Here is a 24571-nt window from a genome sequence, read left to right as displayed (position 1 = left end):
AACCAAGAACACCAGAGAAAGGGAACATGACATGAGAAAATATCTGATATCGACCGTGGCGGCATCGGCGCTTGCGCTGGTGCTTGGCATGACGAGCGTACGCGCCGAAGACGCCGTCGATCCGAATGCCAAGCAGGGCGGCGCGATCACCATTACCTACAAGGACGACGTCGCTACGCTCGATCCGGCCATCGGCTATGACTGGCAGAACTGGTCGATGATCAAGAGCCTGTTCGACGGGCTGATGGACTACGAGCCGGGCACCACCAACCTGCGGCCCGACCTTGCCGAGAGCTACGAGATTGCGTCCGACGGCAAGACCTTCACCTTCAAGCTGCGCCAAGGAGTGAAGTTCCACAATGGCCGCGAGATGACCGCCGACGACGTGAAATATTCGCTCGACCGGCTCACCAATCCAAAGACACAGAGCCCTGGTGCCGGCTTCTTCGGGTCGATCAAAGGCTATGACGATGTCGCTGCCGGCAAGGCGGAAAGCCTGGCCGGCATAACCGTCGTCGATCCCTACACGATCAAGTTCGAGCTGACCCGGCCCGACGCCACCTTCCTGCATGTCATGGCGATCAACTTCTCGCACGTCGTGCCGAAGGAAGAGGTCGAAAAATACGGCGCGGACTTCGGCAAGCACCCGGTCGGAACCGGCGCCTTCAAGCTCGCCGAATGGACGCTCGGCCAGCGCGTGGTCTTCGAGCGCAACCCGGACTACTGGCACAAGGACCTGCCGCATCTCGACAAGATCACCTTTGAGATCGGCCAGGAGCCGATAGTGGCGCTGCTGCGGCTGCAGAAAGGCGAGATCGACGTTCCCGGCGACGGCATTCCGCCAGCGAAATTCCAGGAGGTGATGGCCGATCCCGAGCAGAAGGCCCGTGTCGTCGAGGGCGGCCAGTTGCACACCGGCTATATCACCATGAATACCACCATGGCGCCGTTCGACAATCTGAAGGTGCGGCAGGCGGTCAACATGGCGATCAACAAGGACCGCATCGTCCAGCTGATCAACAACCGTGCGGTGCCGGCCAATCAGCCATTGCCGCCGTCGATGCCTGGCTACGACAAAGAATTCAAGGGCTATCCCTATGACGTAGCCAAGGCCAAGGCCTTGCTTGCCGAGGCGGGGCATCCCGGTGGTTTTGACACGCAGCTGTTTGCAATGAATACCGATCCCAACCCGCGTATCGCGCAGGCCATCCAGCAGGATCTGGCGGCGGTCGGCATTAAGGCCAGCATCCAGTCGCTCGCGCAGGCCAACGTCATCGCCGCCGGCGGCGACAAGGCCGGTGCGCCGATGATCTGGTCCGGCGGCATGGCCTGGATCGCCGACTTCCCCGATCCGTCGAACTTCTACGGCCCGATCCTCGGCTGCGCTGGTGCCGTCCCGGGCGGCTGGAACTGGTCGTGGTATTGCAACAAGGAGCTCGACGCCAAGGCGGCCGAAGCCGACTCCATCGTCGACCCGGCCAAGGCTGGCGAACGCGCCAAGATGTGGAGCGAGATCTACGGCAAGATCATGGACGACGCGCCCTGGGCACCGGTGTTCAACGAGCAGCGTTTCACCATGAAATCAACCCGCATGGGTGGCGCGGACAACCTCTATGTCGACCCGGTCCACATCCCGATCAACTACGACAATGTGTATGTGACCGATGTGCAATAACTGCGACTACACCATCCACGGGCGCCACCATCATTTCGGCTGGGACAATTCCTTTGTCCCGGCCGAACGGGTGGCGCCAGGGTCGACGATCGAGTTCCAGTGCCTGGACTCGTCCGGCGGGCAGCTGACGATGGAGAGCACCGTTGACGACGTTGCTTTGCTCGATTTTGCCAAGGTGAACCCGGTCACTGGGCCAATCTATGTCGACGGGGCAGAGCCCGGCGATGCCCTGAAAATCACCATCGAGGCGTTCAAGCCGTCCGGCTTCGGTTGGACAGCGAATATCCCGGGATTCGGTCTGTTGGCGGATGACTTCACTCAACCGGCACTGAATATCTGGAAGTACGACGCCGCCTCGCTCGAACCGGCGCTGTTCGGCAAGAGCGGCCGGGTGCCGCTCAAGCCCTTCGCCGGCACCATCGGCAATGCCCCGGCTGAGCCGGGTCTGCATTCGGTGGTCCCGCCGCGGCGGGTGGGCGGCAATCTGGACATCCGTGATCTCGCTGCCGGCACGGTGCTCTACCTGCCCGTAGAGGTCGCGGGAGCGTTGTTCTCGGTCGGTGACACGCACGCCGCGCAAGGCGACGGCGAGGTCTGCGGCACGGCCATCGAGAGCCCCATGAACGCCGTGCTGACGCTCGATCTGGTCAAGGATGCCCGGCTGCGGACGCCGCGTTTCACGACGCCCGGTCCGGTGTCGCGACATCTCGACGCCAAGGGCTATGAGGTGACAACCGGTATCGGGCCGGATCTGATGGACGGCGCCAGGAGCGCCGTCTCGCAGATGATCGACCTGCTCTCCGGCCGCTACCGCATGGATCCGGTAGACGCCTATATGCTTGTGTCGGTTTGCGGCGACCTGCGCATCAGCGAGATCGTCGACATGCCCAACTGGGTGGTTTCTTTCTACTTCCCGCGCTGCGTCTTTGAATGAAGGTGGAGGACATCAAACGATCCGGGCAGGCCGCCGCGGAGAGTGGCTCTGTCAGGCCGGTACTCAGCGTCTCAGGTCTGAGCGTCGCCGTGCGCGGCGAAGAGGGCGACCGCGACGTCGTTTCCGACCTGACATTCGACCTGATGCGCGGCGAAACGCTTTGCATCGCCGGCGAGTCCGGTTCCGGCAAGTCGATGACGGCGCTGGCCATCATGGGCTTGCTGCCGCAGCCGGCGGCACGCATCAGATCAGGCTCCATCCGGCTCGGCGATCAGGATCTCGCGGCTCTTAGCGAGAGTGGTATGCGCCGCATCCGCGGCGACCGCATTGCCATGATCTTTCAGGAACCGATGACATCGCTCAATCCGGTTCTTTCCATCGGCCGGCAGCTCACGGAGGCGATCGAGGCACACACCTCGCGGTCGCGCTCCAACTCGCGGCTGAGGGCGCTCGAGGCGCTGAAGGCAGTCCGAATTCCGGATGCCGAACGGCGGCTCGAGCACTATCCGCACGAACTCTCAGGCGGCATGCGCCAGCGCGTGATGATTGCCATGGCTCTGGCCCTGAATCCGGATGTGCTGATCGCCGATGAACCGACGACCGCCCTCGACGTCACCGTTCAGGGCGAGGTGCTGGAGTTGCTGCGTGACCTGCAGCGCGAGCACGGCACCAGTGTTATCCTGATCACGCACGACATGGGTGTCGTCGCCGAGATGGCGGACCGCGTTATCATCATGCGCGATGGCCGGATGGTCGAGCAGGGCAGCGCGACCGACATCTTCACCCGCCCGCAGGCAGATTATACGCGCGAGCTTCTGGCCGCCGTGCCACGCATCGGCGGCGGACGGCCGGCCGAAGACCGACAAGACGCCGCCCACATGCCGGCCGAGCTTGTATCCGTCAGCGATCTTCACGTCCGCTTCGACCTGCGCGGCGGCTTCTTCGGTCGCGTTGACCGCAGGGTGCACGCGGTCGAGGGCGTCAGTTTCTCGATCGCGCCGCACGAAACGCTGTCGCTGGTCGGCGAATCGGGCTGCGGCAAGTCGACGACGGCCAAGGCGATCGCCGGGCTGGTGCCCTACACCGGCAGCATTTCAATCGGCAGCCACGACTTGTCGGCGCTCAGCCGCAAGGAGCGCAAGGCTGTACGCCGCAATGTGCAGATGATCTTTCAGGATCCCTTCGCGTCCCTCGACCCGCGCATGCGAGTAGGCGATCTCGTCGCCGAGCCTCTGCTGATCCACGGCCTCGGCGACAAAGAGCAACGGCACGCCCAGATCGCCGCACTGTTCGAACGCGTCGGCCTCTCCGCTGACCAGATGGAGCGCTATCCCCACGAATTCTCCGGCGGGCAGCGCCAGCGAATCTGCGTTGCACGGGCGCTGGCGCTGCGACCAAAGCTGATCATTGCCGACGAGAGCGTCTCTGCTCTCGATGTGTCGGTGCAGGCGCGCGTGTTAAGATTGCTGAAGGAACTGCAGCGCGAATTCGGCGTCGCATATCTCTTCATCTCGCACGACATGGCGGTGGTAGAGAACATCTCCGATCGCGTGGCGGTAATGTATCTGGGGCAGATCGTCGAGATGGGCACCCGCGACCAGATTTTCTCCAACCCGCGCCATCCTTACACAAAGCGGCTGATCGAAGCCGTTCCGGTTCCCGATCCAGGCCGGCGCCGCGCCCGGTTCGCCCGTTTGGACAGCGAAATTCCAAGCGCTGTGCGGCGCATCGGTGACGAGCCCCGGAAACTCAAGCTTGAAGATGTTGGCGACGGCCACCTCGTCGCCACTTGATCAGCTTAGGCCGCCTCGTCCAGCCAATCCGCAGACGCTCGGGGACAGCAGCATATGTGATGCTCGGGCGGCAGGATGTGATCGGTGATGGCGCTGCCGCGGCAGCGCCAATCGGCGATGCCGAGTTGGCAAGATCGCCAGTTTACATCTGACATGTTAGCGTGCTAACGCTACGTGCACATTGATTTCAACGGAGATCGCATTGGCTTCCCGCTTTGGTCTTTCGGTTGCCTTAGCCACACCCTTCGACCCGTCGGGGCAGATAGCGCTCGCGCCGATGATCGCGCACGCCCGAGCCTGCCTTGGCGCCGGCTGCAGCAGCGCGACGCTGTTCGGCACCACCGGGGAAGGAGCCTCGGTGGGCACCGACGAGCGGCGGATCGTCACCGAAGCCATGTTGGCGGCCGGTATACCGGCACATCAGCTCGTCGCCGGCGTGCTGGTCGATGCAATCGAAGATGCCGCCGATCAGGCTCGGCACGCTTTGCAGCGCGGCGTTCGCAACATTCTGCTCGCTCCGCCGAGCTACTTCAAGAATGTCGGCGAGAACGGGCTGTTCGGATGGTTTTCCGCCGTCTTCGCCGCACTCGGCCCGCTGGCGCGTGATGTGCTCCTCTATAACATCCCCTCTGTCACCATGGTGCCGCTCCCGCTTGGGCTGATCGGCCGGTTGCGCGCCGCCTTTCCCGCTGTGGTGGCCGGGGTGAAGGATTCCGGCGGGGACTGGAGCTACAGTGAGGCGCTGCTTGAAGCGCATGGCGATCTGGTGATCCTGATCGGCGACGAACGGCATCTGGCGAGAAGCGTGCGCCGCGGCGGACAGGGTGCGATTTCCGGCATGGCTAATTTTGTTACCGGCGAAATCCTCGCAATGGTCGAAGACGGCCGCGACGACCCACGCGTCGAGGACTTCGTGCTCGAATTGCTCAAATACCCGGTCACACCGGCGGTGAAGGTCATGGTCGCGCGCACGACCGGCGACGAGCGCTGGCTGGCGGTCCGCCCGCCCCTGGAGGCGATCGGCCCACAAGGACGGCGGCAGCTTGCCGCGGCCTACGACAGGCTGTTTGCGACAGAGGCGGCCTGACCGACAAGGCCGGGCTGGCCGACAAGGAAGCGAGCTGAAGTGGAAGACGGCAGCGAACCGATCACTCTCCGGGAGAAAGCCTATGCCAGCTTCACGCGGCATTTGCTGGCCCGTGATCTGCGGCCGGGGCAGTTCGTGTCACAGCGCGAACTGGTCGCTTTCACCGGGCTGCCGCTGGGCGCTATTCGCGAGATCGTCCCGCGTCTCGAGGCCGAGGGATTGCTGACCACCATCCCGCAGCGCGGCATGCAAATCGCGCACATCGACATCAATCTGATCCGCGAGGCCTTTCAGTTTCGGCTATTCATGGAACGCGAGGCGGTGGCGCTATTCACGGCCAGCGCTTCAGATGCCGAACTTGCCCGCATGCGGCGCGAACACGAGGAGATGCTGGCTCAAGCTCTGGGGCAGGCGCCGACGCCGGAAATGGAAGCCAAGGCCCAGACCATCGACTGGGCCATGCACGATACCTTTATCAATGCGCTGGGCAACGAGATCATCGCCAAGGCCTATCTGGTCAACTCGGTGAAAATCCGGCTGATCCACCAGGAGCGTTTCCGCATCGACGGTCGCGTGGTGCCGGTGATGCGCGAACATTTGGCGGTCATCGAAGCCATGGAGAGCCGCAATTCGCAAAAGGCGGTTGAAGCGATCAGTCTGCATATCGACAATGCGCGCCGGCTGGCGCTCCAGATCTGAGGAAATATAGCCGCGCCGCGGTTCGCGGCGCATCCACAACGACAGCAACCGGGAGGAAGAAATGTCGTCCAATCTGTTCAACCCAACCAGGAGGCAACTCCTTGCCGGAACCGCGGCGCTCACCGCCGCCGGCCTTGTGGGGCTCCGCCCTAGCTTTGCCGCAGGCGTCGACTGGAAACGCTTTGCCGGGACGACGCTTGACGTCAATCTGGTGAAAAGCCCGCGCAGCGACACCATCCTGAAATATCTCGCCGAGTTCGAGGAACTGACCGGCATCAAGGTCAATGCCGAGGCCACGCCCGAGCAGCAGCAGCGCCAGAAGACGGTGATCGAATTGAGCTCGGGCAAGCCCAGCTTCGACGTCGTGCATCTGAGCTACCACGTGCAAAAGCGCCAGTTCGAGAAAGGTGGCTGGCTGGCTGACATCGCCGGCTACCTCGCCGACCCGTCGCTCACCGACCCGGGGTTGGTCGAAAGCGACTTCGCCGAGGCCGGCATGCTGTTTGCCAAGGACGGCCAGGGCGTGCTGCGCTCGCTACCCTTCTCGGTGGACTACTGGATACTCTATTGGAACAAGGAGCTGTTCGAGGCCAAGGGCCTCAAATACCCCGAGACCTTCGAGCAACTGGTGGCCGCCGCCGAAGCGCTGACCGACCCGTCGACCAATACATACGGCTTCGTCGCCCGCGGGCTCAAGAACGCAAATACGCCGGTGTGGACATCGCTGATGCTCGGCTACGACATGACGCCGCTCGACGACAAGGGCAAGCTGCGCACCGAGGCTCCCGAGGCGATCGAGGCTGCCGCGCTCTATCAAAGATTGATGACCAAGTCCGCCCCTCCGGGCGTCACCGGGTTCAATTGGGCCGAAGCACAGTCTGCCTTCCTGCAAGGCAAGATCGGCATGTGGCTCGACGGCGTGGGTTTTGCCCCGCCGATGGAAAACCCGGAAAAATCGAGGGTGGTCGGCAAGGTCGGCTACGGCGTCATGCCCAAGGGTCCCAAGGCGCATGCCTCGGGCACCTTTGGCGACGGGATTGGCGTTACCGCCGCCAGCGAGAAGAAGGAGGCCGCCTATCTGTTCTGCCAGTGGGCGGTATCGCCAGCCATGGGCGCGAGGCTGTTGCAGGCCGGCGCCGGCGTTCCGTTCCGCAAATCCGTGCTGGAGGATCCCAAGGTGCGCGAAGGCGTCACTATGCCGGCAAGCTGGCTTGATGCCGTGATCGGCTCAGGCAATATCAGCCGGCTGGCGCTGCCGGTCATCATTCCCGTCACCGAATTCCGCGACATCTATGGCGTGGCGCTGACCAACATGATTGCCGGCGCCGATCCCGCCGCCGAGCTGAAAAAGGCCACCGAGCAGTTCCAGCCGGTTCTCGACAGGAGCGAGCAGGGCTGATGTCGGCCACCACCCCAGAACAGACCGGGGTGACGATGCCGGTTATCGACGGGAGCCAGACGATCCGGCTGGCTCCCAACTACTGGCCTTTCGTTGTCCCCGCACTCGTCGTCGTTGGCGCCGTCATCGTTTTTCCTTGGGCTTTCACGCTGTGGATGAGCGTCAACCGCTGGACGCTCGGCCAGTCGCGGAGCTTTGCCGGGATGGAAAACTACCTCCGCCTGGCAAGCGACCCACGTTTCTGGGAATCCCTTGTTCATACGTTGACCTACACCTTCCTCTCGGTTGCAGCGCCGATGCTCCTGGGCACCGTGGCCGCCCTGATCTTCGACGCCAGGTTTCCGCTGCGCGGTCTGCTGCGCGGCGTCTTCGTCATGCCGATGATGGCGACGCCCGTTGCTGTGGCACTGGTTTGGACCATGATGTTCCATCCTCAACTCGGCGTGCTCAACTACCTGCTGTCGCTGGTCGGCATCCCGGCTCAGGAATGGATCTTCAATGCCAACACGGTCATCCCGTCGCTGGTTGCGGTCGAGACCTGGCAGTGGACGCCGCTGGTCATGCTGATTGTGCTGGGTGGGCTGGCCTCGGTGCCGCGCGAGCCCTTCGAAAGCGCCGAGATCGACGGCGCCAATGCCTGGCAGCAATTCCGCTATCTCACTTTGCCGATGATCGCGCCGTTCCTGATGATCGCGGTCATCATCCGCACCATCGATGCGCTGAAGAGCTTCGACATCATCTACGCGATGACCCAGGGCGGGCCGGGCACGGCCTCGGAAACCATCAACATCTATCTCTACAACACCGCCTTCTCCTACTACGATATCGGTTACGGTTCGGCCATGGCCGTGGTGTTCTTCATTGTCATCGTGGCCCTGTCTTTTGTCCTGCTGATGCTGCGCCAACGCTCGCAGTGGATCGATACGGAGGGCAAATAGATGAGTTCACGGCTGCTCAACCAGATCGGTCTGTTTTTCGCTGCCCTGGTTTTCGTCTCGCCGGCGATCCTGTTCTTCCTCTGGATGATCTCGCTGTCGCTGAAGTTCGAAATCGACAACGGTGCCTATCCGCCGATCCTGATCCCCGAACGTTTCGCCTGGTCGAACTATGTAAAGGTGTTCGAGGAGAACAATTTCCTGCTCTATCTCTGGAATTCGGTTCTGGTGACCGGCACGGCGACCTTGCTGGCGCTGCTGATCGGCGTACCGGCCGGCTATGGCATCGCGCGGCTCAAGGCCGAGCGATCCGCCGTCGTCATCATGATCGCCCGCATGACGCCTGGGCTATCCTATCTCATCCCGCTGTTTCTGCTGTTCCAATGGATCGGGATTCTCGGCACGCTCTGGCCGCAGATCATCATCCACCTGGTGGTGACGGTGCCGATCGTGGTCTGGGTGATGATCGGCTATTTCGAGACCACGCCGATGGAACTGGAAGAGGCAGCCAATATCGACGGCGCCAGCTCCTGGCAGGTTTTCCGGCTGGTTGCCCTGCCCATCGCCAAGCCGGGCATCGTCGTCGCCTTCATCCTGTCCGTGATCTTCTCGTGGAACAATTTCGTCTTCGGCGTGGTGCTCGCCAGCCGGGAGACGCGCACATTGCCGGTCGCCGTCTACAACATGCTGTCCTACGAGCAGGTCAGCTGGGGGCCGCTCGCCGCGGCGGCGCTGGTGGTGACGTTGCCGGTGCTGATCCTGACCATGTTCGCGCAAAGGCAGATCGTCGCGGGGTTGACCGCCGGCGCCGTCAAGGGCGGCTGAGGCGCGTCCGGACATCACTTTTTTTCCAGGAAAGATCCAATGGCATCGGTAACGATCAACAACGTGCAGAAGGCCTTCGGGGCCACCAAGATTATTCACGACGTCAGTGTCGATATCGCCGACGGCGAGTTCGTCATCCTGGTCGGCCCGTCGGGATGCGGAAAGTCGACGCTGCTGCGCATGATTGCCGGACTTGAAACGATCTCGGGCGGGAGGATCGCAATCGGCGAGCGCATGGTCAACAATCTGCGGGCGCGAGACCGGAACATCGCGATGGTGTTCCAGAACTATGCGCTCTATCCGCATATGACTGTGGCCGACAATATGGGCTTTGCCCTCAAGATCAAGAAAGCCGACCCGACCGATACCGCTGGGCGGGTCAGGAAGGCAGCCGGCATTCTTGGCCTCGAAAAGCTGCTCGACCGCTATCCGCGCCAGCTTTCCGGCGGCCAGCGCCAGCGCGTCGCCATGGGCCGCGCGATCGTACGCGACCCGCAGGTCTTCCTGTTCGACGAGCCGCTCTCCAACCTCGACGCCAAGTTGCGCGTCCAGATGCGCGGCGAGATCAAGGCCCTGCACCAGCGGCTGGGTACCACGACCATCTATGTCACGCACGACCAGATCGAGGCCATGACTATGGCCGACAAGATCGTCGTACTGCATGACGGCCTGGTCGAGCAGATCGGCGCGCCGCTGGACCTCTACGACCATCCGGCCAATCTCTTCGTTGCCGGTTTCATCGGCTCGCCCGCCATGAACTTCATTGCCGGCCGCATCGAGGAGGGCGTGTTCCGCAGCGCCGGCGGGTTGATCCTGCCGTTGCCGGAAGGCGCCCAGCCGGCGGATGCCGCAGGACGCGAACTCGTCTACGGCATCCGCCCCGAACATATCCGCGCAACTGCCGGGGGAATGCCAGGCACGGTCACGCTTCTGGAAGCCACAGGTTCGGAAATCTTCGCCAAGGTCGACTGCGCCGGCGAGGAAATTTCCTGCCTTTTCCGCGAACGGCTTCCGCTCAAGCAGGGCGCGCCGGTGCGGATCGAGATCGACCGCGCATGTGCGCATCTGTTCGACGCAGCAACCGGTCGGCGCATCTGACCCTATGGTCTGGTGAATGCGTGGTCGGCCTCAGGTCGGCAACGCGAATTCAACGGCAAGTTCGATGGCGCGGCCTTCGCGGGCCGATCTCTGGGCGGCGAGACCCATGACGACGGCCCACCAGCCGTCTTGCAAGGTCACTTCCACTTTGCCTTGTCCGCGCACCGCAGCGGTGAAGCAGACATGCTCGAAATAGGTCGAACCGTTATGGTCGCCTGCCTCGAGCAGCCGGGGGTCGACGGGAATCTCCAGCAGGCGTGGTCCAGGCAGATTGCGCGGGCTGACGATCAACTGGGGCACTGGCGCAGGGCCAAGGTGGGTCGGCCAGAAGCGACCGGGACCCGGCACCAGACATTCGATCTTTCCGTCGCCGCCGACAGCGCAGAGTTCGTCCTGGTAGCGGCTGCCCTCGGCGAACATGCAGAGTTCCAGCATGGCGCGCGCACCGCTCGCGAAATCAACCAGCACATAGCCATGGTCAAGGATATCCGGCCTCTCACCGCCGTAGCGTTCGTCGAGATGGTTTACGGCCTGTCCAGCGCTCGCCATCACGCGGACGGGGTCGGATCCGAGGATCAGCCGCATCAGGTCGAAGAAGTGGCAGCACTTCTCGACGAACGTGCCGCCGGTGTTGCGGTTGAAGCGGTTCCAGTCGCCGACCTTGGTCAGAAACGGGAAACGGTGCTCGCGGACCGTCAGCATGCGGATGCCGCCGGTGGCGTGGCGCGCCTGCTCGATGAATGCGGCGACGGGCGGCATATAGCGGTATTCCATGGCCACCCACACGAGCGGAAGCCGAGCTTTCAGCGCCGCGATCCGCCCCTCGCCAGCGGCGTCGGTGAAGAGCGGCTTTTCCACCAGCACCGGCAGTGGTCGAAGTGCGGCGATCTGCTCCATCTGACCGAGGTGCTGGTGGTTGGGGCTGGCAATCAAGACGCAGTCTACCTCGTCCATGGCCAGCAGTTTGGCGATCGATGCCGCCGATCGCGCGCCCGACGCCGTCGCCAGCGACGCCGCCAACATGCCGGGGTCCGGCTCGAAGATCGCGGCCACATGCGCGTCGGGCAACAGAGCGATGTTGCGGATGTGCTCGCGGCCCATCATGCCGCAGCCGATGATGCCGTAGCCGATCGATGATCTGGTCACGCTGCGACTTCCTCCGGCCTATCTGAAACGCGTGACGTAGCGCGCCGCGCCCGGATCGAACCAGCTGCGGGAATATTCCGCGCTGGCGCCGTCGCCAGCCCAGGCGATACGTTCAATGAAACCCACGACCGTCCCCGGCGATGGCCTGAACTCGAGCGGGGCCCAGTCCGGCGCAGGCGCGACGGCGACGTGGTCTTCGGCGCGAACGATCGAAAAGCCGAGCGCGAGCCGGTAGTGGAGATAGAGGGATTCCGACAGGTCCTCGCGCTTGAGCCGCTCGGCGCGGCTGACGTCGAGCCAGATCTCCTCGACCGCGGCCGGCTCGCCGTCAAGCCGCCGCAGCCGGCGTATACGGTGGGCTTCGCCGGTGCTGCCGAATTGCGGCAGGTCGGCGGGCTTGGGCAGCCGCTCGACGGACAGCACGTCGGCGCTCGGCAGGCCGCCACCGCCGATGCGCTCCAGGCGAAAGAAGGCATAGATCCCGAGCAAGTCGCCGCGCGCTCGCACATAGTTACCCGAGCCCTGGATGCGATCGAGAAGGCCCTTTTCGGTCAAATCTGCCAGCGCGCGCCTGAGCGTGCCGACGGCAATCCCGAGGCTCGCGGCCATCTCGCGCTCGGGCGGCAGCCGCGCCCCGTCGGGCAGCCGTCCGGCCGCGATTTCGCGGATCAGTATTTCGCTGGTCTGCAAGTGCACAGGCAAGGGCCCGCGCATCTGGCTGGATCGGTGGCCTGGGTCCGCCCTTGTCAAATGCATCGGTGTTCCAATCGCATCTCGGTTTCGGGTTTGGCTCCAAAATTGATACAGTATTGATCTACACAGAAACGAATGCTACGCAAGCCCTATTCGCAGCTCCGGACGTCATTGAGTGGCCCGGACGTCTTTTCTGAAGAGTGGCAATGAGCATCGTCCCAATCACCTCGCCGGATCTCGATGCTGCCGAAGTCTCGTGGTTCGCCGCACTCTGCTCGGACGACTATCGATATCTCGGCGTGCCGGACGGCGCACTGCGCTCGGGCTGGGCGCATTGCTCCGAGATCGTGAAGACGTCCGAGGCACTCGGTTTCCGCAACATCTTGTGTCCGTCGTCCTATCAGGTCGGCCAGGACACGCTGAGCTTCGTTGCCGGCTGCGCGCCGATCACGTCGAAGATCAATCTGCTTGCCGCTGTGCGCTGCGGCGAGATGCAGCCGATCATGCTGGCGCGCACGATTGCGACGCTGGACCACATGCTGGAAGGCCGGCTGACGGTGAACGTCATTTCGTCGGACTTTCCGGGCGAGACAGCCGACAGCGCCTACCGCTATCAGCGTTCCCGCGAGGTGGTGCAGATCCTGCGCCAGGCCTGGACCAGGGACAGCATCGATTTCGAGGGCGAGGTCTATCGCTACAAAGGGCTCTCGACGGCGCCGGCGAAGCCCTATCAGCAGAATGGCGGCCCGCTGCTCTATTTCGGCGGTTATTCGCCCGACGCGCTCGAGCTTTGCGCCGAACAGTGCGACGTCTACCTGATGTGGCCGGAAACCAAGGAGGAGCTTGCCGGCCGCATGAGAGCAGTCCACGAGCGCGCCGAGCGTCATGGGCGGACGCTCGACTACGGCCTGCGCGTCCACATGATCGTGCGCGATACCGAGGCAGAGGCAAAGGAATATGCCCGGGAGCTGGTTTCGAGGCTGGACGACGAGCAGGGCAGGGCGATCCGCGAGCGCGCGCTCGACGCCCGATCGCTCGGCGTATCGCACCAGGCCAGGAACCGCCAGATCGCCGATGCCGAAGGCTATGTCGAGCCGCATCTGTGGACGGGGGTCGGGCGGGCGCGCTCTGGCTGCGGCGCGGCGCTGGTGGGCTCGACCGATCAGGTTCTGTCGGAAATCGAGGCGTATATGAAGATGGGGATCCGCGCCTTCATCTTTTCCGGCTACCCCCATCTCGACGAGGCGCGTCATTTCGGCACCAAGGTCCTGCCCCAGCTCAAGACATGCTCGCTCCCGCACGCCTATGGCCGGGTGCCCGAACGGATCCCGGCGACACCACTGGGAACGGGGGAGCGCCGCTGATGGAGCATGTCGTGTGCGATCCAGGCCTTTTGCGCAATGCCTTCGGGCGTTTCGCCACCGGCGTCACGGTCGTCACCACCGGCACGGCCGACGGCCCGGTCGCAATCACCGCCAACAGCTTCTCATCCGTGTCGCTCGACCCGCCGCTGGTGCTCTGGTCTATCGGCCGCCACTCGCGCCGGTTCGAAGCCTTCGCCAATTCCGCGCACTACGCCATTCACGTGCTGGCGGAAGATCAAATCGATCTGTGCTGGCGTTTTTCGAAGTCGGGGACGGACTTTGCCGATCTTGACCTGTCATGGAGCGAGCACGGCGTGCCATTGCTGCCGCGCGCGCTGGCGCGGTTCGAATGCAGCGTCGCCGACCGCTTTCCGGCTGGCGACCATATGATCCTGCTTGGACGTGTCCTTGAACTGGAGACGCAAGAGGGGTTGCCGTTGCTCTTTGCTGGCGGCAAGTCGCGCGCTCAAGAGGCCAGTTGATGACCGCCGGCGCCGCTCCGGGCTGGTGCCGTCGACTGGCGCACCACGAGATTGCAGGCAAGTTCGACGCGACGCGGCGGCGACCCCGAATGGGCCATGTCGTCGAGCAACAGGCTAAGCGCCGCCGATCCGATCTCGCGCATGGGAATGTGCATCGCCGTCAGCGGCGGATTGCAGAAGGCAGCGAGCGGCAAGTCGTCCATACCGACCACGGACACATCGCCAGGCACCGAATATCCGGCCTCCTGGACGCCGGCGATGGCACCAAACGCCAGGCTGTCGCCGGCCGTCAGCACGGCGGTGAAATCGAGGCCGCGGGCCGCGATGCGCTCGGTCACGGCCCTGCTCGCAAGTTCCGGCAGCCAGTCCTGCACCTCGACCACGAAGTCGTCGAAGCCGACAATGCCGGCCGTGATCAGCGCGTCGCGCCAACCTTCGTAGCGCCGCTCGATCGTGCGCCGCCCACGCCGCATCAGGAACAGGATGCGGCGGTGGCCGAGGCCGATCAGATGCTGCGCGGCAAGCATGGCGGCAGAGCGATTGCAGGGCGTCACGCTCGAATGGCGCATCGAGGGATCGTCGCCGTTGACGAGCACGATCGGCTTGGCGAATCCGGCTGTCAGCGTCAGCACATCGTCATCGTCCAGTGTCAGAAACAGGCAGCCGGCGACGGTGTCGTCGCGCTCGGATTCACGCAGCAGCGCGATTTCGTCCTCGGGCGCCGAAACCGGCCGGGTCACCAGTTCGACGCCCAGCAACCGGGCGCGCTCGTTGAGCCCATCAAGGACATGGTAGGTGAACTGATTGCGGGCACTGTCCACCATTGCCACGCTGCTTGCGGCCAGGATGACCTTGCGGCCGGCAACCGAGGCGGGAATGGCATAGTTCATCGACTTCGCCGTTTCGATGATCCTGGTGCGAAGCTCGTCCCTCACGCCGCCGACACCGCTCAGCGCACGGGAGGCGGTGCTGACCGACACGCCGCAACGCGCCGCGATCTCCTCAAGTCGAATGCGGCGGCTGGGGCGCCCGCGCTTGCCCTGGATATTCATCCGCTCCGTCATCTCCGCCAAGTCACCCGATTAATGCAAAAAATTTTCAGATTGCGCAAGAAAAATGGCTGTGAAACAGTTCCGATGAAGCGGGAGAAACGGGAGGAGTGATGCCGCTGTCGGCCGAACGCCTGAATTCCGTGCTTGCCAGCCTCGTGGCCGGCATGACCGGCTTGCGTCATGACGGGCGGTTCCATGAGCCGAATCTCGACGGCACGCCGGGCGACTATGTCAGCTTCGACAGCTGGGAATGGCCGCAGGGCGTCGGGCTCTACGGGCTGGTTCGGCTGTGGGCGCAGACCGGCGACGATCGGCTGCTGCAGACGATCGAGGCCTGGTACGACCGACGCATCGCTGCCGGTCTCCCTGCGATGAACGTCAACACCACGGCGCCTCTGCTGGCGCTAAGCGAATTGTGGCGGCGCCGGCGCCAGCCGCGCTTCGAGCCGGTCCTGCGCGAATGGGCCGAGCAGGTAGTCACCGCCTTGCCACGGACGCCCGAAGGCGGTTTCCAGCATGATGTTTCGGACCGGGTCAACGACGACGAATTGTGGGACGACACGCTGTTCATGGTGGCGCTGTTCCTCGCATCCTACGGCCAGGCTGCCGGTCAGCGTCGCTTCGTCGAGGAAGCAGAAAGGCAATTCCTGGTCCACGCCCGTTATCTCGCCGACCCGGCATCAGGGCTGTGGTTTCACGGCTGGACGTTCGCGGGACGGCACAATTTCGCCCGTGCGCGTTGGGCGAGAGGCAATGCCTGGATTACCGTCGGTATCCTCGAACTGGTGGAGTTCGCCGAAATTGCACCCTCGGTCCGGGCCTATCTGCTCGGCGTGCTGGAGACGCAGATCAACGCCCTGCTCGAGGTGCAGGCAGGTTCGGGCGCATGGCACACTCTGCTCGACGACCCGACGTCTTACGAGGAGATTTCCGCCACGGCCGGCTTCGGCTACGGGTTGATGAAGGCCGCGCGGCTCGGAATCGGCTCGACAGAGTGCCGTGCCGCCGGCCTCCGCGCCTTGGAAGCCGTGGTGGCCAACATCGATGACAAAGGTGTGGTGGCGAACGTGTCTTATGGCACACGCATGGGCGCCGACCTGCAGTTCTATCGCGATATACCCATCCATCCGACGGGCTACGGACAGGCGCTGGCCATTCTGTGCTTGACCGAAGGGACCCGGCATCTGCAGTCGAAGGTGGAGGCGGCATGATGCGGACGCTCTATGGCGTGTCGCCGGGCGATATTGCCGGCATGGACACGGACCGGCTGAGGGCCGAGTTCCTGGTCGACGGCTTGTTCCGGCCCGGCGCGATCGAATTCGTCTACACCCATGTCGACCGCATGATCGTCGGTGGCGCGGTGCCGCTGGCCAACCCGCTGACATTCGGCAACGGGGCCGAAGTCGGCACCGCGCTCTTCTTTGACGCGCGCGAGATGGGCATTGCCAATCTCGGCGGCAATGGCGCGGTCGCGGTGGACGGCAGGCGCTTTCCCGTGGCTAACCGCGACATCGTCTATGTCGGACGCGGAGCACGCGAGGTGACGCTGGAGAGCGACGATCCGGAGAGGCCGGCACGCTTCTATATGAACTCGGTGCCGGCCGGCGCCGATATTGCGCACCGTCTCATCGTCAGCAGCGAAGCCAAGCCGCTTGTGCTCGGCGAGGAGGCTCGTGCGAACAAGCGCACGCTGCGCATGTACATCCATCCCGAAGTGGCCCCGTCCTGCCTCTTGCTGATGGGGATCACCGACCTCGCGCCGGGCAGTGTGTGGAATACCATGCCGCCGCATCTGCATGAGCGGCGCATGGAAGCTTATTGCTACTTCGACCTCGCCGAGGCCGACCGTGTGGTCCATCTGATGGGCCGGCCTGACAAGACGCGCCACCTGATGGTTGCGGACGGTGACGTTGTCCTGTCGCCCGCCTGGTCTATCCATATGGGTGCCGGCACCGGCCCCTATGCTTTCGTCTGGGGCATGACCGGCGAAAACCAGGCCTACACCGATGTCGATCCAGTACCCATGAAGGATTTGCGATGAGCGAGGCCGCGCAAAGCGTTCGGACGGACTTTACGCTGCGCCGGCCGCTCGTGGCGGGGCAGCCAATCGTCTATTGGCGGCTCGGGTCTATCGCCGAGCAACGCTACGACGTGGCCGACCAGCCCATGCAAGGCGAGATGGATCCCTTCTTCTTCCTTACCAAGCACAAGAATTTCATTCCCCATGAATATCCGTGCCGCACGCAGTTCGCAGCGGAACGACGCGGCAAGCGACCACAGGTCAGCGCCGAATTCGGCGCTGAGCGCATCTGGCTGCCCTTCGCCTCGCCACGCATCGACCTGTCGGGCTTCTGGTTCCGGCCGACGGTGCTTGGAACCTGGGCCGAGACCACCATCGAGGCGGCCTCGAGTGGCGAGGTGATGGTACGGCTGCGTACATGCGGCGGCGCCATACTCTTTGCCAATGGCGAGGAAGCCGGCTGGATGGCGCCCTACGGCCGCAATCTGGAAAGTGCCGAGCACTTCAAGATCGTGCTGAGGGTCGGCCGCAACGACATTCGCATATGGTTCGACGATCTCGCCGAGCGCGACGCCCGCTACTATTTCCAGCTCGATTATCTATCCGGTCCGGCTGCTTCGGTCGCACTGCCGATCGAAGTCGAGAGCGGCGTTGCCGATGCGATGGAAGCAGCCCTCGACGACATGCATTTCGACCGTCCCGCCTATGACGGCGGCGAGGTGGCGCTCGTCACCGGCGTGGCCCTGCCGCGCGACGCGCAAGTCGAGATCGAGATCGAAGGCGATTTCATGTCGATCGAGACGCCGGTGCGCTTCGCCTTCGATCTGCCAACGGGCCAGACGCGGCTGCCGATCGCCGATACCGAGCAGCTGCCGGCCGACTTTCGCCATTTCAAGGTGACGCTGAGGGTCGCAGACCATGCCGTAACGCGTGTCTTCGGCGTCGAGATATGCCACGCGCGCCGTCAGGGCGAGGCACCGGAAACGCTTGCCGCGCGTATAGATGAGGCTCTGCGCGAGGTCGCCGGTCACGCCGAGGCCGATACGGTGCGCGCGCTGGCGCGCCTGGCGATCGGGCAGCAGGGCGCCGAGACCGACGCCATGATCTCCGGCGCGCTGCCGGCGATCGAGGATTGTCACGATTGCGCCGACTTCATCCTGGTGCCGCTGCTGTGGTGCCGCAAGGCCTATGGCGATCGGCTGGAAGTGAGCCTGCGCGCGCGCATCGACAACGCCATCCTCGGCTATCGCTACTGGATGGACGAGCCCGGCAATGATGTGCAGTGGTACTTCTCCGAGAACCACGCGCTGCTCTTCCACACCGCCGCCTATATTGCTGGGAGCCTGTTGCCTGATGTGCGGTTCGTGCGGTCGGGCCGCCTTGGCCGCGAACAGTCCGCGGTGGGAGCCGCGCGGGTACGCGCCTGGCTCGATCATTTCGAGGCATGGGAGATGGCCGAGTTCAACTCGGCGCCCTATTTTCCGATCGACCTCAAGGGCCTGTGCGCGCTCTGCGCGCTGGCCCCGGACAAGGACATCGCCGAACGTGCCGGCAACGCAGTCATACGCCTGCTTGAAATCGTCGCCCGCTCGGCGCATCGCGGCATCCTCACCGGGGCGCAGGGCCGCTCCTACGAGCACACGCTGCGCGCCGCGCGTTCCCTGGAATTGTCCGGCATCTGCCGCATGCTTTGGGGCAAGGGCAATTACGGCATGCGCTTTCACGCGCTGCCGCAGCTGGCATTGTGCCTGCGGGATCACGATTTGAGCGTTCCGGACGGGTTGGCAGCAATTGCTTCCCTCACCGACGATACGGCGTGGGAATGGACTTTCGCGCAGGGACAAGACCGCTTCGCGCGGCTCTACCACTACAAGACGCGCGGCCATGCGATGGGCAGCGCCGCTGGCTATCGCTGGAATCAATGGGGTTATCAGGAGACCGTCATTCACGCCCGGCTGGGCAAGAATCCGGATGCGCAGATCTGGATCAACCACCCCGGCGAAGTGCTGCAGTCGGGATATGGCAGACCATCATATTGGGGTGGCTCAGGCACGTTGCCCCGGCTTCACCAATACCGCGACCTCGCCATCGTCAGCTTCTCCTGCTCGGATGAACAGCCCGACTTCACGCACGCCTGGTTCCCCGCACGTGCCTTCGATGCCGTGCGAGTGGGTGGCGATCGGGCGTTCGCGCAATCCGGCGGCGCCTTCGTCATGCTGAAGACGGATGTTCCGCTCACGCAGGTAGAGGCCGGCCCGACGGCCGGCAACGAGTTGCGGGCGGCGGGACGCAGGACGACATGGATCGTTCGCCTCGGTGACAGGGATGCCAATCTGCCGGCGCTCGACGCCTGGGCGGGCGCCTTTGCCGGCCTGTCGGTGCGGTCGGGTCCCGACGGCGAGTTGATCGTCGAGGATCCGGAGTACGGCACGGTGCATTTCCTCGCCGACGCAAGGATCGTGGCCGAGGGACGTACACTCGATCCGGCCAACTGGACCGTGCGCGGTGAGGCGATGCGCATGAAGCACAGAGAGTAGGGAGGAATCGGCTGCGACGCTCAAGAGGAGAGGGCGTAGCGGCTTGAACTATCGGGGCGCCGCCCCGCTAAAGGAGGAGACGAAAGCATGAATAAGTCCCGCACTTTGCTGGCCGCGCTATCGGTCAGTCTGCTCGCATCGACCAGCGCGTTTGCCGGCGACGTGCGCATCATGTGGTATTCGGACGGTGTCGAAGGCGATGTCATTCAGGACATTCTGAACCGCTTCATGAAGGACAATCCCGACATCCACGTCACGCTCGACAACGTCGCCTACAAGGTGATCCAGGAGCAGCTGCCCATCCAGCTCGAAGCCGGCCAGGGCCCGGACATCGCCCGCGTCACGAACATCAAGGAGCTTGCCCAGCACTGGCTCGATCTCAGGCCACTGGTGGCCGATCCGAAATATTGGGAGGACAATTTCGCTGACACGCTGGACTGGATGCGCCCCGACGGCTCCAACGCCATCCCGGGTTTCATGACCCAGCTCACGCTCACCGGCGGCTTCGCCAACAAGACGTTGTTCGAACAGGCCGGCGTGCCGCTGCCCGGCGACAAGGCGACCTGGGACGACTGGATCAACGCCGCCGCCGAGGTGGCGAAGAGCCAACAGCTTCCGGCTGCCTTCGCCATCGACCGTTCCGGCCACCGCATTTCGGGTCCGAATGTCTCCTTCGGAGCGAACTATATCGGCCCCAATGGCATGCCGGCCAAAGTGGACGACGGCACCAAGGCGTTCGTCGGCAAGCTCGTCGACTGGACCGCCAAGGGCCTGATGCTGAAGGATACCTGGGTGTCGGCGGCAGGCTCGACCTACCGCGCGGCCGCCGACGACTTCATCAACGCCCAGATCCCGTTCTACTATTCGGGCAGCTGGCAGGTCGCCAATCTGTCGACCAAGATCGGCGACAGTTTCGACTGGGTGGCAACCGGCTCGCCCTGCGGTACTACAGGCTGTTCGGGCGTGAAAGGCGGCGCGGCGCTGGTCGCCATCAAATACACGAAGAATCCCAAGGATGTCGCCAAGGTCATGGATTATCTGGCCCGTGAAGACGTGGTGGAAGAGTTCAGCGAGCGCACGCTGTTTCTGCCCGCGCACAAGGGCGTCGTAGACAAGGGCGGGCTGAAATGGGTCTCGGCCGACGCGAATGTCGGTCCGGCGCTCGACAAATTCGTCAAGGCGGCGGGTGAAACCCTGCCGGCGGCCGATGCGCTGCCGCCGTGGAAGTGGGCCAATGCTTACTTCGCCGCGCTGGTGACGCGCGTCAGCCAGGTGATGGCCGGCGAGCTCAGCCTCGACGATGCCTGGGGCAGGATCGACCAGGATATCGCCGACAAGGTTGCCGAGGCGAAGTGACCGCCGCCGCGACACTGAAGGCATGGATTGGCGCCGCCCTCGCGGCGCCGGTCGTGTGGCTGGCATCGATCGTCAACGTGCCGCTGAAGTTCTGGCAGCGCGCGACGGGCACCGGCGGCATGGCCGCGTTCTTCCTGGCCCCAAACATGGCGATCTTCGGCATTTTCGTCCTGGTGCCGATGATCATCAACTTCTTCTATTCGGCCACGTCAGGAACGGCCTACTTCCTGCAGGACCGAACCTATGTCGGGCTCGAGCAATACCAGCGCCTGCTCGATTGCGGCAACTACCTGGACACTGCCACTTGCCACGAGGATCTCTTCTGGAAGGCCGTGCACAATACCGGCCTGTTCGTCGTCGTGCAGGTGGCGCTGATGACGGTCGTGTCGATGGCGACAGCGCTGATCCTCAACCGTGAGATCGTCGGGCGCAGCTTCTGGCGCGCGGTGTTCTTCTTTCCGGTGCTGCTGTCGCCCGTCGTCACCGGTCTGATCTGGCGCTGGATCCTGCAACGCCAGGGCTTGCTGAACCTGATCGTCCATGATCTGGGCGGCGAGCCGCACAACTGGCTGACCGACCGCTTCTGGGCTTTCACCGCCGCCGTCAGCGTTTCGGTCTGGGCCCATATGGGCTTTTATACGCTTATCCTGCTTGCCGGATTGCAGGCGATCCCGCGCGACCTTTACGAAGCGGCCGAGATGGACGGCACGAAGCCGGCGCGGGTGTTCTGGCGCATCACGCTGCCGCTGCTGATGCCTAACCTGCTTGTCGTCATCGTGCTGACGCTGATCCGCGCCGTGCAGATCTTCGACGAAGTCTATGTGCTGACGGGTGGAGGGCCGGGAACCTCGACCCTCTATATCACGCAGTACATCTATGAGATCGGCTTCGCCTCCCTGCTGCGCAATCCGGGGCTGGCTTCGGCGGCTTCGATCTTGATGGGGTTGGTGCTGGTCGTGCTCACCTTAGTTCAGCTGCAGGTCGGACGCCGGGGTGAGCGGAAAGGAGCCCGCGAATGAGCAGCGTCATGACATTCCTGACCCGCCGGCGCGGCGGTCGCGGCTGGCACTGGACGGATATCGTGAGCTGGCTGTGGCTGCTCGGCGGCGTTGTCATCATGTTCGGTCCGGCCGTTTGGCTGGTGGGTTCGTCATTCAAGACACCGGCACAGCTCGCCGAGTTCCCGCCGACCATAATGCCTTATGTCAGCCAACAGGCGAGGGTCGAAGGCTACGATAAGCCGCTGGCCCTCTACAGGGTGAAGCTTCCGGATGGTTCGACCAAGGTGCTGGCCGAGGTGCGGCGCATCGGCATCATGGCGCAAATGGTGGACCCGCAGGCGCCGAACGATATCGTCAAGGTCAACATCGCCGACCGGCAGCCGGTGCGCGAAATCGGCTTCGCAACGGAGAACTACACCGAGCCCTTCGTCCATTTCGACTTCCTGCGCTATCTGCGCAATTCGGTCTTTGTGACGGCAATGGCGACGCTGATCACGCTGCTCACCAATTCGATGGCCGCCTTCGCCTTGTCGAAATACAAGTTCCGCGGCCGCGATCTGACGATGCTTGTGATCGTCGGTACGCTGATGGTGCCGCTGTCGGTCATCCTGGTGCCGCTCTATTCGGTGGTGGGCGCCGTCGGACTGCTCGATTCGCTGTGGGGCGTGATCTTGCCGACCGTGGCGACGCCGACCGGCGTCTTCCTGCTGCGCCAATATATGCTGACCATCCCGGACGAGCTGCTCGATGCGGCGCGCATGGACAACGCTTCCGAATGGCAGATCTACTGGCGCATCGTATTGCCGCTTGCAGCACCGGCGCTCGCCGTGCTGGCGATCTTCTCGGTCGTCTGGCGCTGGAACGACTTTCTGTGGCCGCTGGTGGTGCTGTCGCGCAAGGAACTCTACACACTCCAGGTCGGCCTCAACACCTATGCCGGCCAGCTAAACGTGCAGTGGCACTACATCCTGGCGATGACCGTGGTGACGATGATCCCCGTCGTCCTCGTCTTCGTCTTCCTGCAGCGTTACATCACTTCCGGCATTGCCGGCACCGGACTGAAGTGAGGATGTCATGGGACGGATAACGCTGACCAACATCGATCGCGCTTACGGCAAGATGAAGATCTTGCACGGCATCAACCTCGACGTCGGGGACGGCGAGATGCTAGTCCTCGTCGGCCCGTCGGGTTGCGGCAAGTCCACGCTGCTGCGGCTGATTGCCGGGCTCGATCGGCCGACCGACGGCAAGATTGAGATCGACGGGGTCGACGTCACCAACGTTTCGGCCGCGCAGCGCGGTCTGGCGATGGTGTTCCAGTCTTACGCGCTCTACCCGCACATGAGCGTGCGCCAGAACCTCGCCTTCGGGCTCGAAAACATCCGTATGCCGAAAGCCGAGATCGACGCGCGGATCACGGAAGCGACGCGCATGCTGGAAATTGCTTCCTATCTAGACCGCCGGCCCGGTCAATTGTCGGGCGGCCAGAAGCAGCGCGTGGCGATCGGCCGTGCGGTGGTGCGCAATCCGACCGCCTTTCTACTCGACGAACCGCTGTCCAACCTCGATGCCGAACTGCGCATCACCATGCGCGCTGAACTGGCGGGCCTGCACCGGCGGCTGGCAACCACGATGATCTACGTCACCCATGACCAGATCGAGGCGATGACGCTGGCGGACCGCATCGTGGTCATGCGCTCGGGGCGGATCGAACAGGTCGGCCGGCCGCTCGATCTCTACAACGCGCCGGCCAACCTGTTCGTCGCCGGCTTCATCGGCGCGCCGCGGATGAACCTGCTGCCGGTGAAGGTGCGTTCGGCAAGCGGCGCCGAGGTGCGTGTCGAAGGTCCGGGCGGGCTGTCGGCCTCGGTCGCCGCCGACGGGGTCGCGCTGAAACCGGGAGACGACGCGACGCTTGGCATCCGACCACACGACATCCAACTTTCGGATGGCAGCAAGGGATCGGTGGAAGCGCGGATAACGCTGGCCGAGGCGCTGGGACCGGAAACCGTTGTCCACGCCACCATTGCCGGCGACAGCAAACTTATCGCCGTTCTCAAGCAGCAGGGCGTTGAATCGCAAGGGCCGCCGATCCACCTCGCTCTGCCGCCGGAGCGCATGCATCTCTTCGATGCCGCCGGGCTGCGTGTCGCACCGCGTTAGCCGGAGGCAAGATAGCGGGTTGTTTCATGAACTGTCGCAACTGCTGCACAGCGAACGCGTGTTGCGCGCTTGTCAAAACACAAAATAGGTGAACGTTAAGACAACCAAACTCTTCAAGAGGGCGCTCTCTGCGATCATTGCTGCCACGGGATGTCCGGAATTTACTTCAAAGTGGATTTTCTCGTGGACGGTCTTCGGCAATACGGAGATCCGCGCCGCCACGTTCGCGCGCCTGAATCCGGCCGACTGACAATACGACCTGTGCTGAGGTTCAGTACGAACTACCGATCAGGGCAAATGGGATGTTCGTCC

Annotated in this window: 21 protein-coding genes; 18 read left to right on the top strand and 3 right to left on the bottom strand. The window is 63.7% G+C overall.

Annotated elements, in window-relative coordinates:
• Positions 1-31 precede the first annotated feature (31 nt).
• From NKH63_RS21040 to NKH63_RS21000, 9 genes are all read left to right on the top strand, one after another.
• Positions 32-1675 carry an ABC transporter substrate-binding protein gene (locus NKH63_RS21040; RefSeq protein WP_352846091.1) on the top strand — a complete coding sequence of 548 codons (1644 nt, stop codon included), beginning with the start codon at positions 32-34 and terminating at the stop codon, positions 1673-1675.
• Positions 1665-2609: an acetamidase/formamidase family protein gene (locus NKH63_RS21035; protein ID WP_352918632.1), complete on the top strand. Its 945-nt coding sequence runs from the start codon at positions 1665-1667 to the stop codon at positions 2607-2609. The genes NKH63_RS21040 and NKH63_RS21035 overlap by 11 nt, the downstream gene beginning before the upstream one ends.
• Complete coding sequence (locus tag NKH63_RS21030) at positions 2606-4402, top strand: ABC transporter ATP-binding protein (RefSeq protein WP_352788350.1); 1797 nt, start codon at positions 2606-2608, stop codon at positions 4400-4402. Before NKH63_RS21035 ends, NKH63_RS21030 begins: the two co-directional genes overlap by 4 nt.
• Before the next feature lie 202 nt (positions 4403-4604).
• The gene (locus tag NKH63_RS21025) at positions 4605-5489 is read left to right on the top strand and encodes a dihydrodipicolinate synthase family protein (protein WP_023716962.1); all 885 of its coding nucleotides are present in this window, start codon (positions 4605-4607) and stop codon (positions 5487-5489) included.
• A 39-nt stretch (positions 5490-5528) separates the two neighbouring features.
• On the top strand, positions 5529-6188 hold the full coding sequence (locus NKH63_RS21020) for a GntR family transcriptional regulator (protein WP_023716963.1): 660 nt from the start codon (positions 5529-5531) through the stop codon (positions 6186-6188).
• A 61-nt stretch (positions 6189-6249) separates the two neighbouring features.
• Positions 6250-7587 (top strand): extracellular solute-binding protein, encoded by a 1338-nt coding sequence (locus NKH63_RS21015; RefSeq protein WP_023716964.1) that lies wholly within the window; start codon positions 6250-6252, stop codon positions 7585-7587.
• Between the two features lie 35 nt (positions 7588-7622).
• Positions 7623-8525: a carbohydrate ABC transporter permease gene (locus NKH63_RS21010; protein WP_352494401.1), complete on the top strand. Its 903-nt coding sequence runs from the start codon at positions 7623-7625 to the stop codon at positions 8523-8525.
• Positions 8526-9347: a carbohydrate ABC transporter permease gene (locus NKH63_RS21005; RefSeq protein ID WP_023674179.1), complete on the top strand. Its 822-nt coding sequence runs from the start codon at positions 8526-8528 to the stop codon at positions 9345-9347.
• A gap of 39 nt (positions 9348-9386) precedes the next feature.
• Complete coding sequence (locus NKH63_RS21000; RefSeq protein ID WP_352639150.1) at positions 9387-10445, top strand: ABC transporter ATP-binding protein; 1059 nt, start codon at positions 9387-9389, stop codon at positions 10443-10445.
• A 30-nt stretch (positions 10446-10475) separates the two neighbouring features.
• Here NKH63_RS21000 and NKH63_RS20995 read toward each other — a convergent pair whose 3' ends face one another.
• Together NKH63_RS20995 and NKH63_RS20990 are read right to left on the bottom strand one after the other, a co-directional pair.
• Positions 10476-11549 carry a Gfo/Idh/MocA family protein gene (locus NKH63_RS20995; RefSeq protein ID WP_502896351.1) on the bottom strand — a complete coding sequence of 358 codons (1074 nt, stop codon included), beginning with the start codon at positions 11547-11549 and terminating at the stop codon, positions 10476-10478.
• A 60-nt stretch (positions 11550-11609) separates the two neighbouring features.
• On the bottom strand, positions 11610-12305 hold the full coding sequence (locus tag NKH63_RS20990) for a GntR family transcriptional regulator (RefSeq protein WP_352788341.1): 696 nt from the start codon (positions 12303-12305) through the stop codon (positions 11610-11612).
• 185 nt (positions 12306-12490) lie between these two features.
• Between NKH63_RS20990 and NKH63_RS20985 the strand changes: the two genes are divergently transcribed.
• Positions 12491-13648, top strand: coding sequence for an LLM class flavin-dependent oxidoreductase (locus NKH63_RS20985; RefSeq protein WP_023716968.1), 1158 nt, complete (start codon positions 12491-12493; stop codon positions 13646-13648).
• Entirely contained in the window at positions 13648-14130 is a 483-nt protein-coding gene (locus tag NKH63_RS20980; RefSeq protein WP_023716969.1) for a flavin reductase family protein, read from the top strand. Before NKH63_RS20985 ends, NKH63_RS20980 begins: the two co-directional genes overlap by 1 nt.
• On the opposite strand, the gene NKH63_RS20975 is transcribed toward NKH63_RS20980, so the two are convergent.
• Positions 14115-15182 carry a LacI family DNA-binding transcriptional regulator gene (locus NKH63_RS20975; protein ID WP_352494369.1) on the bottom strand — a complete coding sequence of 356 codons (1068 nt, stop codon included), beginning with the start codon at positions 15180-15182 and terminating at the stop codon, positions 14115-14117. The genes NKH63_RS20980 and NKH63_RS20975 overlap by 16 nt on opposite strands.
• 110 nt (positions 15183-15292) lie before the next feature.
• On the opposite strand from NKH63_RS20975, the gene bglB reads away from it, so the two are divergent.
• The 7 genes from bglB to NKH63_RS20940 all read left to right on the top strand — a co-directional run bounded on the left by bglB (position 15293) and on the right by NKH63_RS20940 (position 24259).
• The gene (bglB, locus tag NKH63_RS20970; RefSeq protein ID WP_352494368.1) at positions 15293-16393 is read left to right on the top strand and encodes a beta-galactosidase BglB; all 1101 of its coding nucleotides are present in this window, start codon (positions 15293-15295) and stop codon (positions 16391-16393) included.
• A complete protein-coding gene (kduI, locus tag NKH63_RS20965) occupies positions 16390-17223 on the top strand; it encodes a 5-dehydro-4-deoxy-D-glucuronate isomerase (RefSeq protein ID WP_352918628.1) in 834 nt (277 codons plus the stop codon). The genes bglB and kduI overlap by 4 nt, the downstream gene beginning before the upstream one ends.
• Positions 17220-19739, top strand: coding sequence for a hypothetical protein (locus NKH63_RS20960; protein ID WP_352918626.1), 2520 nt, complete (start codon positions 17220-17222; stop codon positions 19737-19739). The genes kduI and NKH63_RS20960 overlap by 4 nt, the downstream gene beginning before the upstream one ends.
• 87 nt (positions 19740-19826) lie before the next feature.
• Positions 19827-21095: an ABC transporter substrate-binding protein gene (locus NKH63_RS20955; protein WP_352918624.1), complete on the top strand. Its 1269-nt coding sequence runs from the start codon at positions 19827-19829 to the stop codon at positions 21093-21095.
• The gene (locus NKH63_RS20950) at positions 21092-22114 is read left to right on the top strand and encodes a carbohydrate ABC transporter permease (protein ID WP_023716975.1); all 1023 of its coding nucleotides are present in this window, start codon (positions 21092-21094) and stop codon (positions 22112-22114) included. Before NKH63_RS20955 ends, NKH63_RS20950 begins: the two co-directional genes overlap by 4 nt.
• Complete coding sequence (locus tag NKH63_RS20945; protein ID WP_023716976.1) at positions 22111-23163, top strand: carbohydrate ABC transporter permease; 1053 nt, start codon at positions 22111-22113, stop codon at positions 23161-23163. The genes NKH63_RS20950 and NKH63_RS20945 overlap by 4 nt, the downstream gene beginning before the upstream one ends.
• Before the next feature lie 7 nt (positions 23164-23170).
• Positions 23171-24259, top strand: coding sequence for an ABC transporter ATP-binding protein (locus NKH63_RS20940; RefSeq protein ID WP_352483677.1), 1089 nt, complete (start codon positions 23171-23173; stop codon positions 24257-24259).
• The last annotated feature ends 312 nt before the right edge of the window (positions 24260-24571 follow it).

The sequence above is a fragment of the Mesorhizobium sp. M0960 genome (genome assembly GCF_040319055.1).
In the GTDB taxonomy this organism is placed as follows: domain Bacteria; phylum Pseudomonadota; class Alphaproteobacteria; order Rhizobiales; family Rhizobiaceae; genus Mesorhizobium.
The sequence above is the reverse complement of the archived record's forward strand: the minus strand, read 5'-3'. Positions and strand labels throughout refer to the sequence as shown.

What these genes read in the sequence shown, in the direction of transcription:
- NKH63_RS21040 (WP_352846091.1), top strand. Translation starts at nt 32, where the DNA reads ATGAGAAAATATCTGATATCGACCGTGGCGGCATCGGCGCTTGCGCTG.
- NKH63_RS21035 (WP_352918632.1), top strand. Translation starts at nt 1,665, where the DNA reads ATGTGCAATAACTGCGACTACACCATCCACGGGCGCCACCATCATTTC.
- NKH63_RS21030 (WP_352788350.1), top strand. Translation starts at nt 2,606, where the DNA reads ATGAAGGTGGAGGACATCAAACGATCCGGGCAGGCCGCCGCGGAGAGT.
- NKH63_RS21015 (WP_023716964.1), top strand. Translation starts at nt 6,250, where the DNA reads ATGTCGTCCAATCTGTTCAACCCAACCAGGAGGCAACTCCTTGCCGGA.
- NKH63_RS21010 (WP_352494401.1), top strand. Translation starts at nt 7,623, where the DNA reads ATGCCGGTTATCGACGGGAGCCAGACGATCCGGCTGGCTCCCAACTAC.
- NKH63_RS21005 (WP_023674179.1), top strand. Translation starts at nt 8,526, where the DNA reads ATGAGTTCACGGCTGCTCAACCAGATCGGTCTGTTTTTCGCTGCCCTG.
- NKH63_RS21000 (WP_352639150.1), top strand. Translation starts at nt 9,387, where the DNA reads ATGGCATCGGTAACGATCAACAACGTGCAGAAGGCCTTCGGGGCCACC.
- NKH63_RS20995 (WP_502896351.1), bottom strand. Translation starts at nt 11,549, where the DNA reads ATGATGGGCCGCGAGCACATCCGCAACATCGCTCTGTTGCCCGACGCG.
- NKH63_RS20990 (WP_352788341.1), bottom strand. Translation starts at nt 12,305, where the DNA reads ATGCGCGGGCCCTTGCCTGTGCACTTGCAGACCAGCGAAATACTGATC.
- NKH63_RS20985 (WP_023716968.1), top strand. Translation starts at nt 12,491, where the DNA reads ATGAGCATCGTCCCAATCACCTCGCCGGATCTCGATGCTGCCGAAGTC.
- NKH63_RS20980 (WP_023716969.1), top strand. Translation starts at nt 13,648, where the DNA reads ATGGAGCATGTCGTGTGCGATCCAGGCCTTTTGCGCAATGCCTTCGGG.
- NKH63_RS20975 (WP_352494369.1), bottom strand. Translation starts at nt 15,182, where the DNA reads ATGAATATCCAGGGCAAGCGCGGGCGCCCCAGCCGCCGCATTCGACTT.
- bglB (WP_352494368.1), top strand. Translation starts at nt 15,293, where the DNA reads ATGCCGCTGTCGGCCGAACGCCTGAATTCCGTGCTTGCCAGCCTCGTG.
- kduI (WP_352918628.1), top strand. Translation starts at nt 16,390, where the DNA reads ATGATGCGGACGCTCTATGGCGTGTCGCCGGGCGATATTGCCGGCATG.
- NKH63_RS20960 (WP_352918626.1), top strand. Translation starts at nt 17,220, where the DNA reads ATGAGCGAGGCCGCGCAAAGCGTTCGGACGGACTTTACGCTGCGCCGG.
- NKH63_RS20955 (WP_352918624.1), top strand. Translation starts at nt 19,827, where the DNA reads ATGAATAAGTCCCGCACTTTGCTGGCCGCGCTATCGGTCAGTCTGCTC.
- NKH63_RS20945 (WP_023716976.1), top strand. Translation starts at nt 22,111, where the DNA reads ATGAGCAGCGTCATGACATTCCTGACCCGCCGGCGCGGCGGTCGCGGC.
- NKH63_RS20940 (WP_352483677.1), top strand. Translation starts at nt 23,171, where the DNA reads ATGGGACGGATAACGCTGACCAACATCGATCGCGCTTACGGCAAGATG.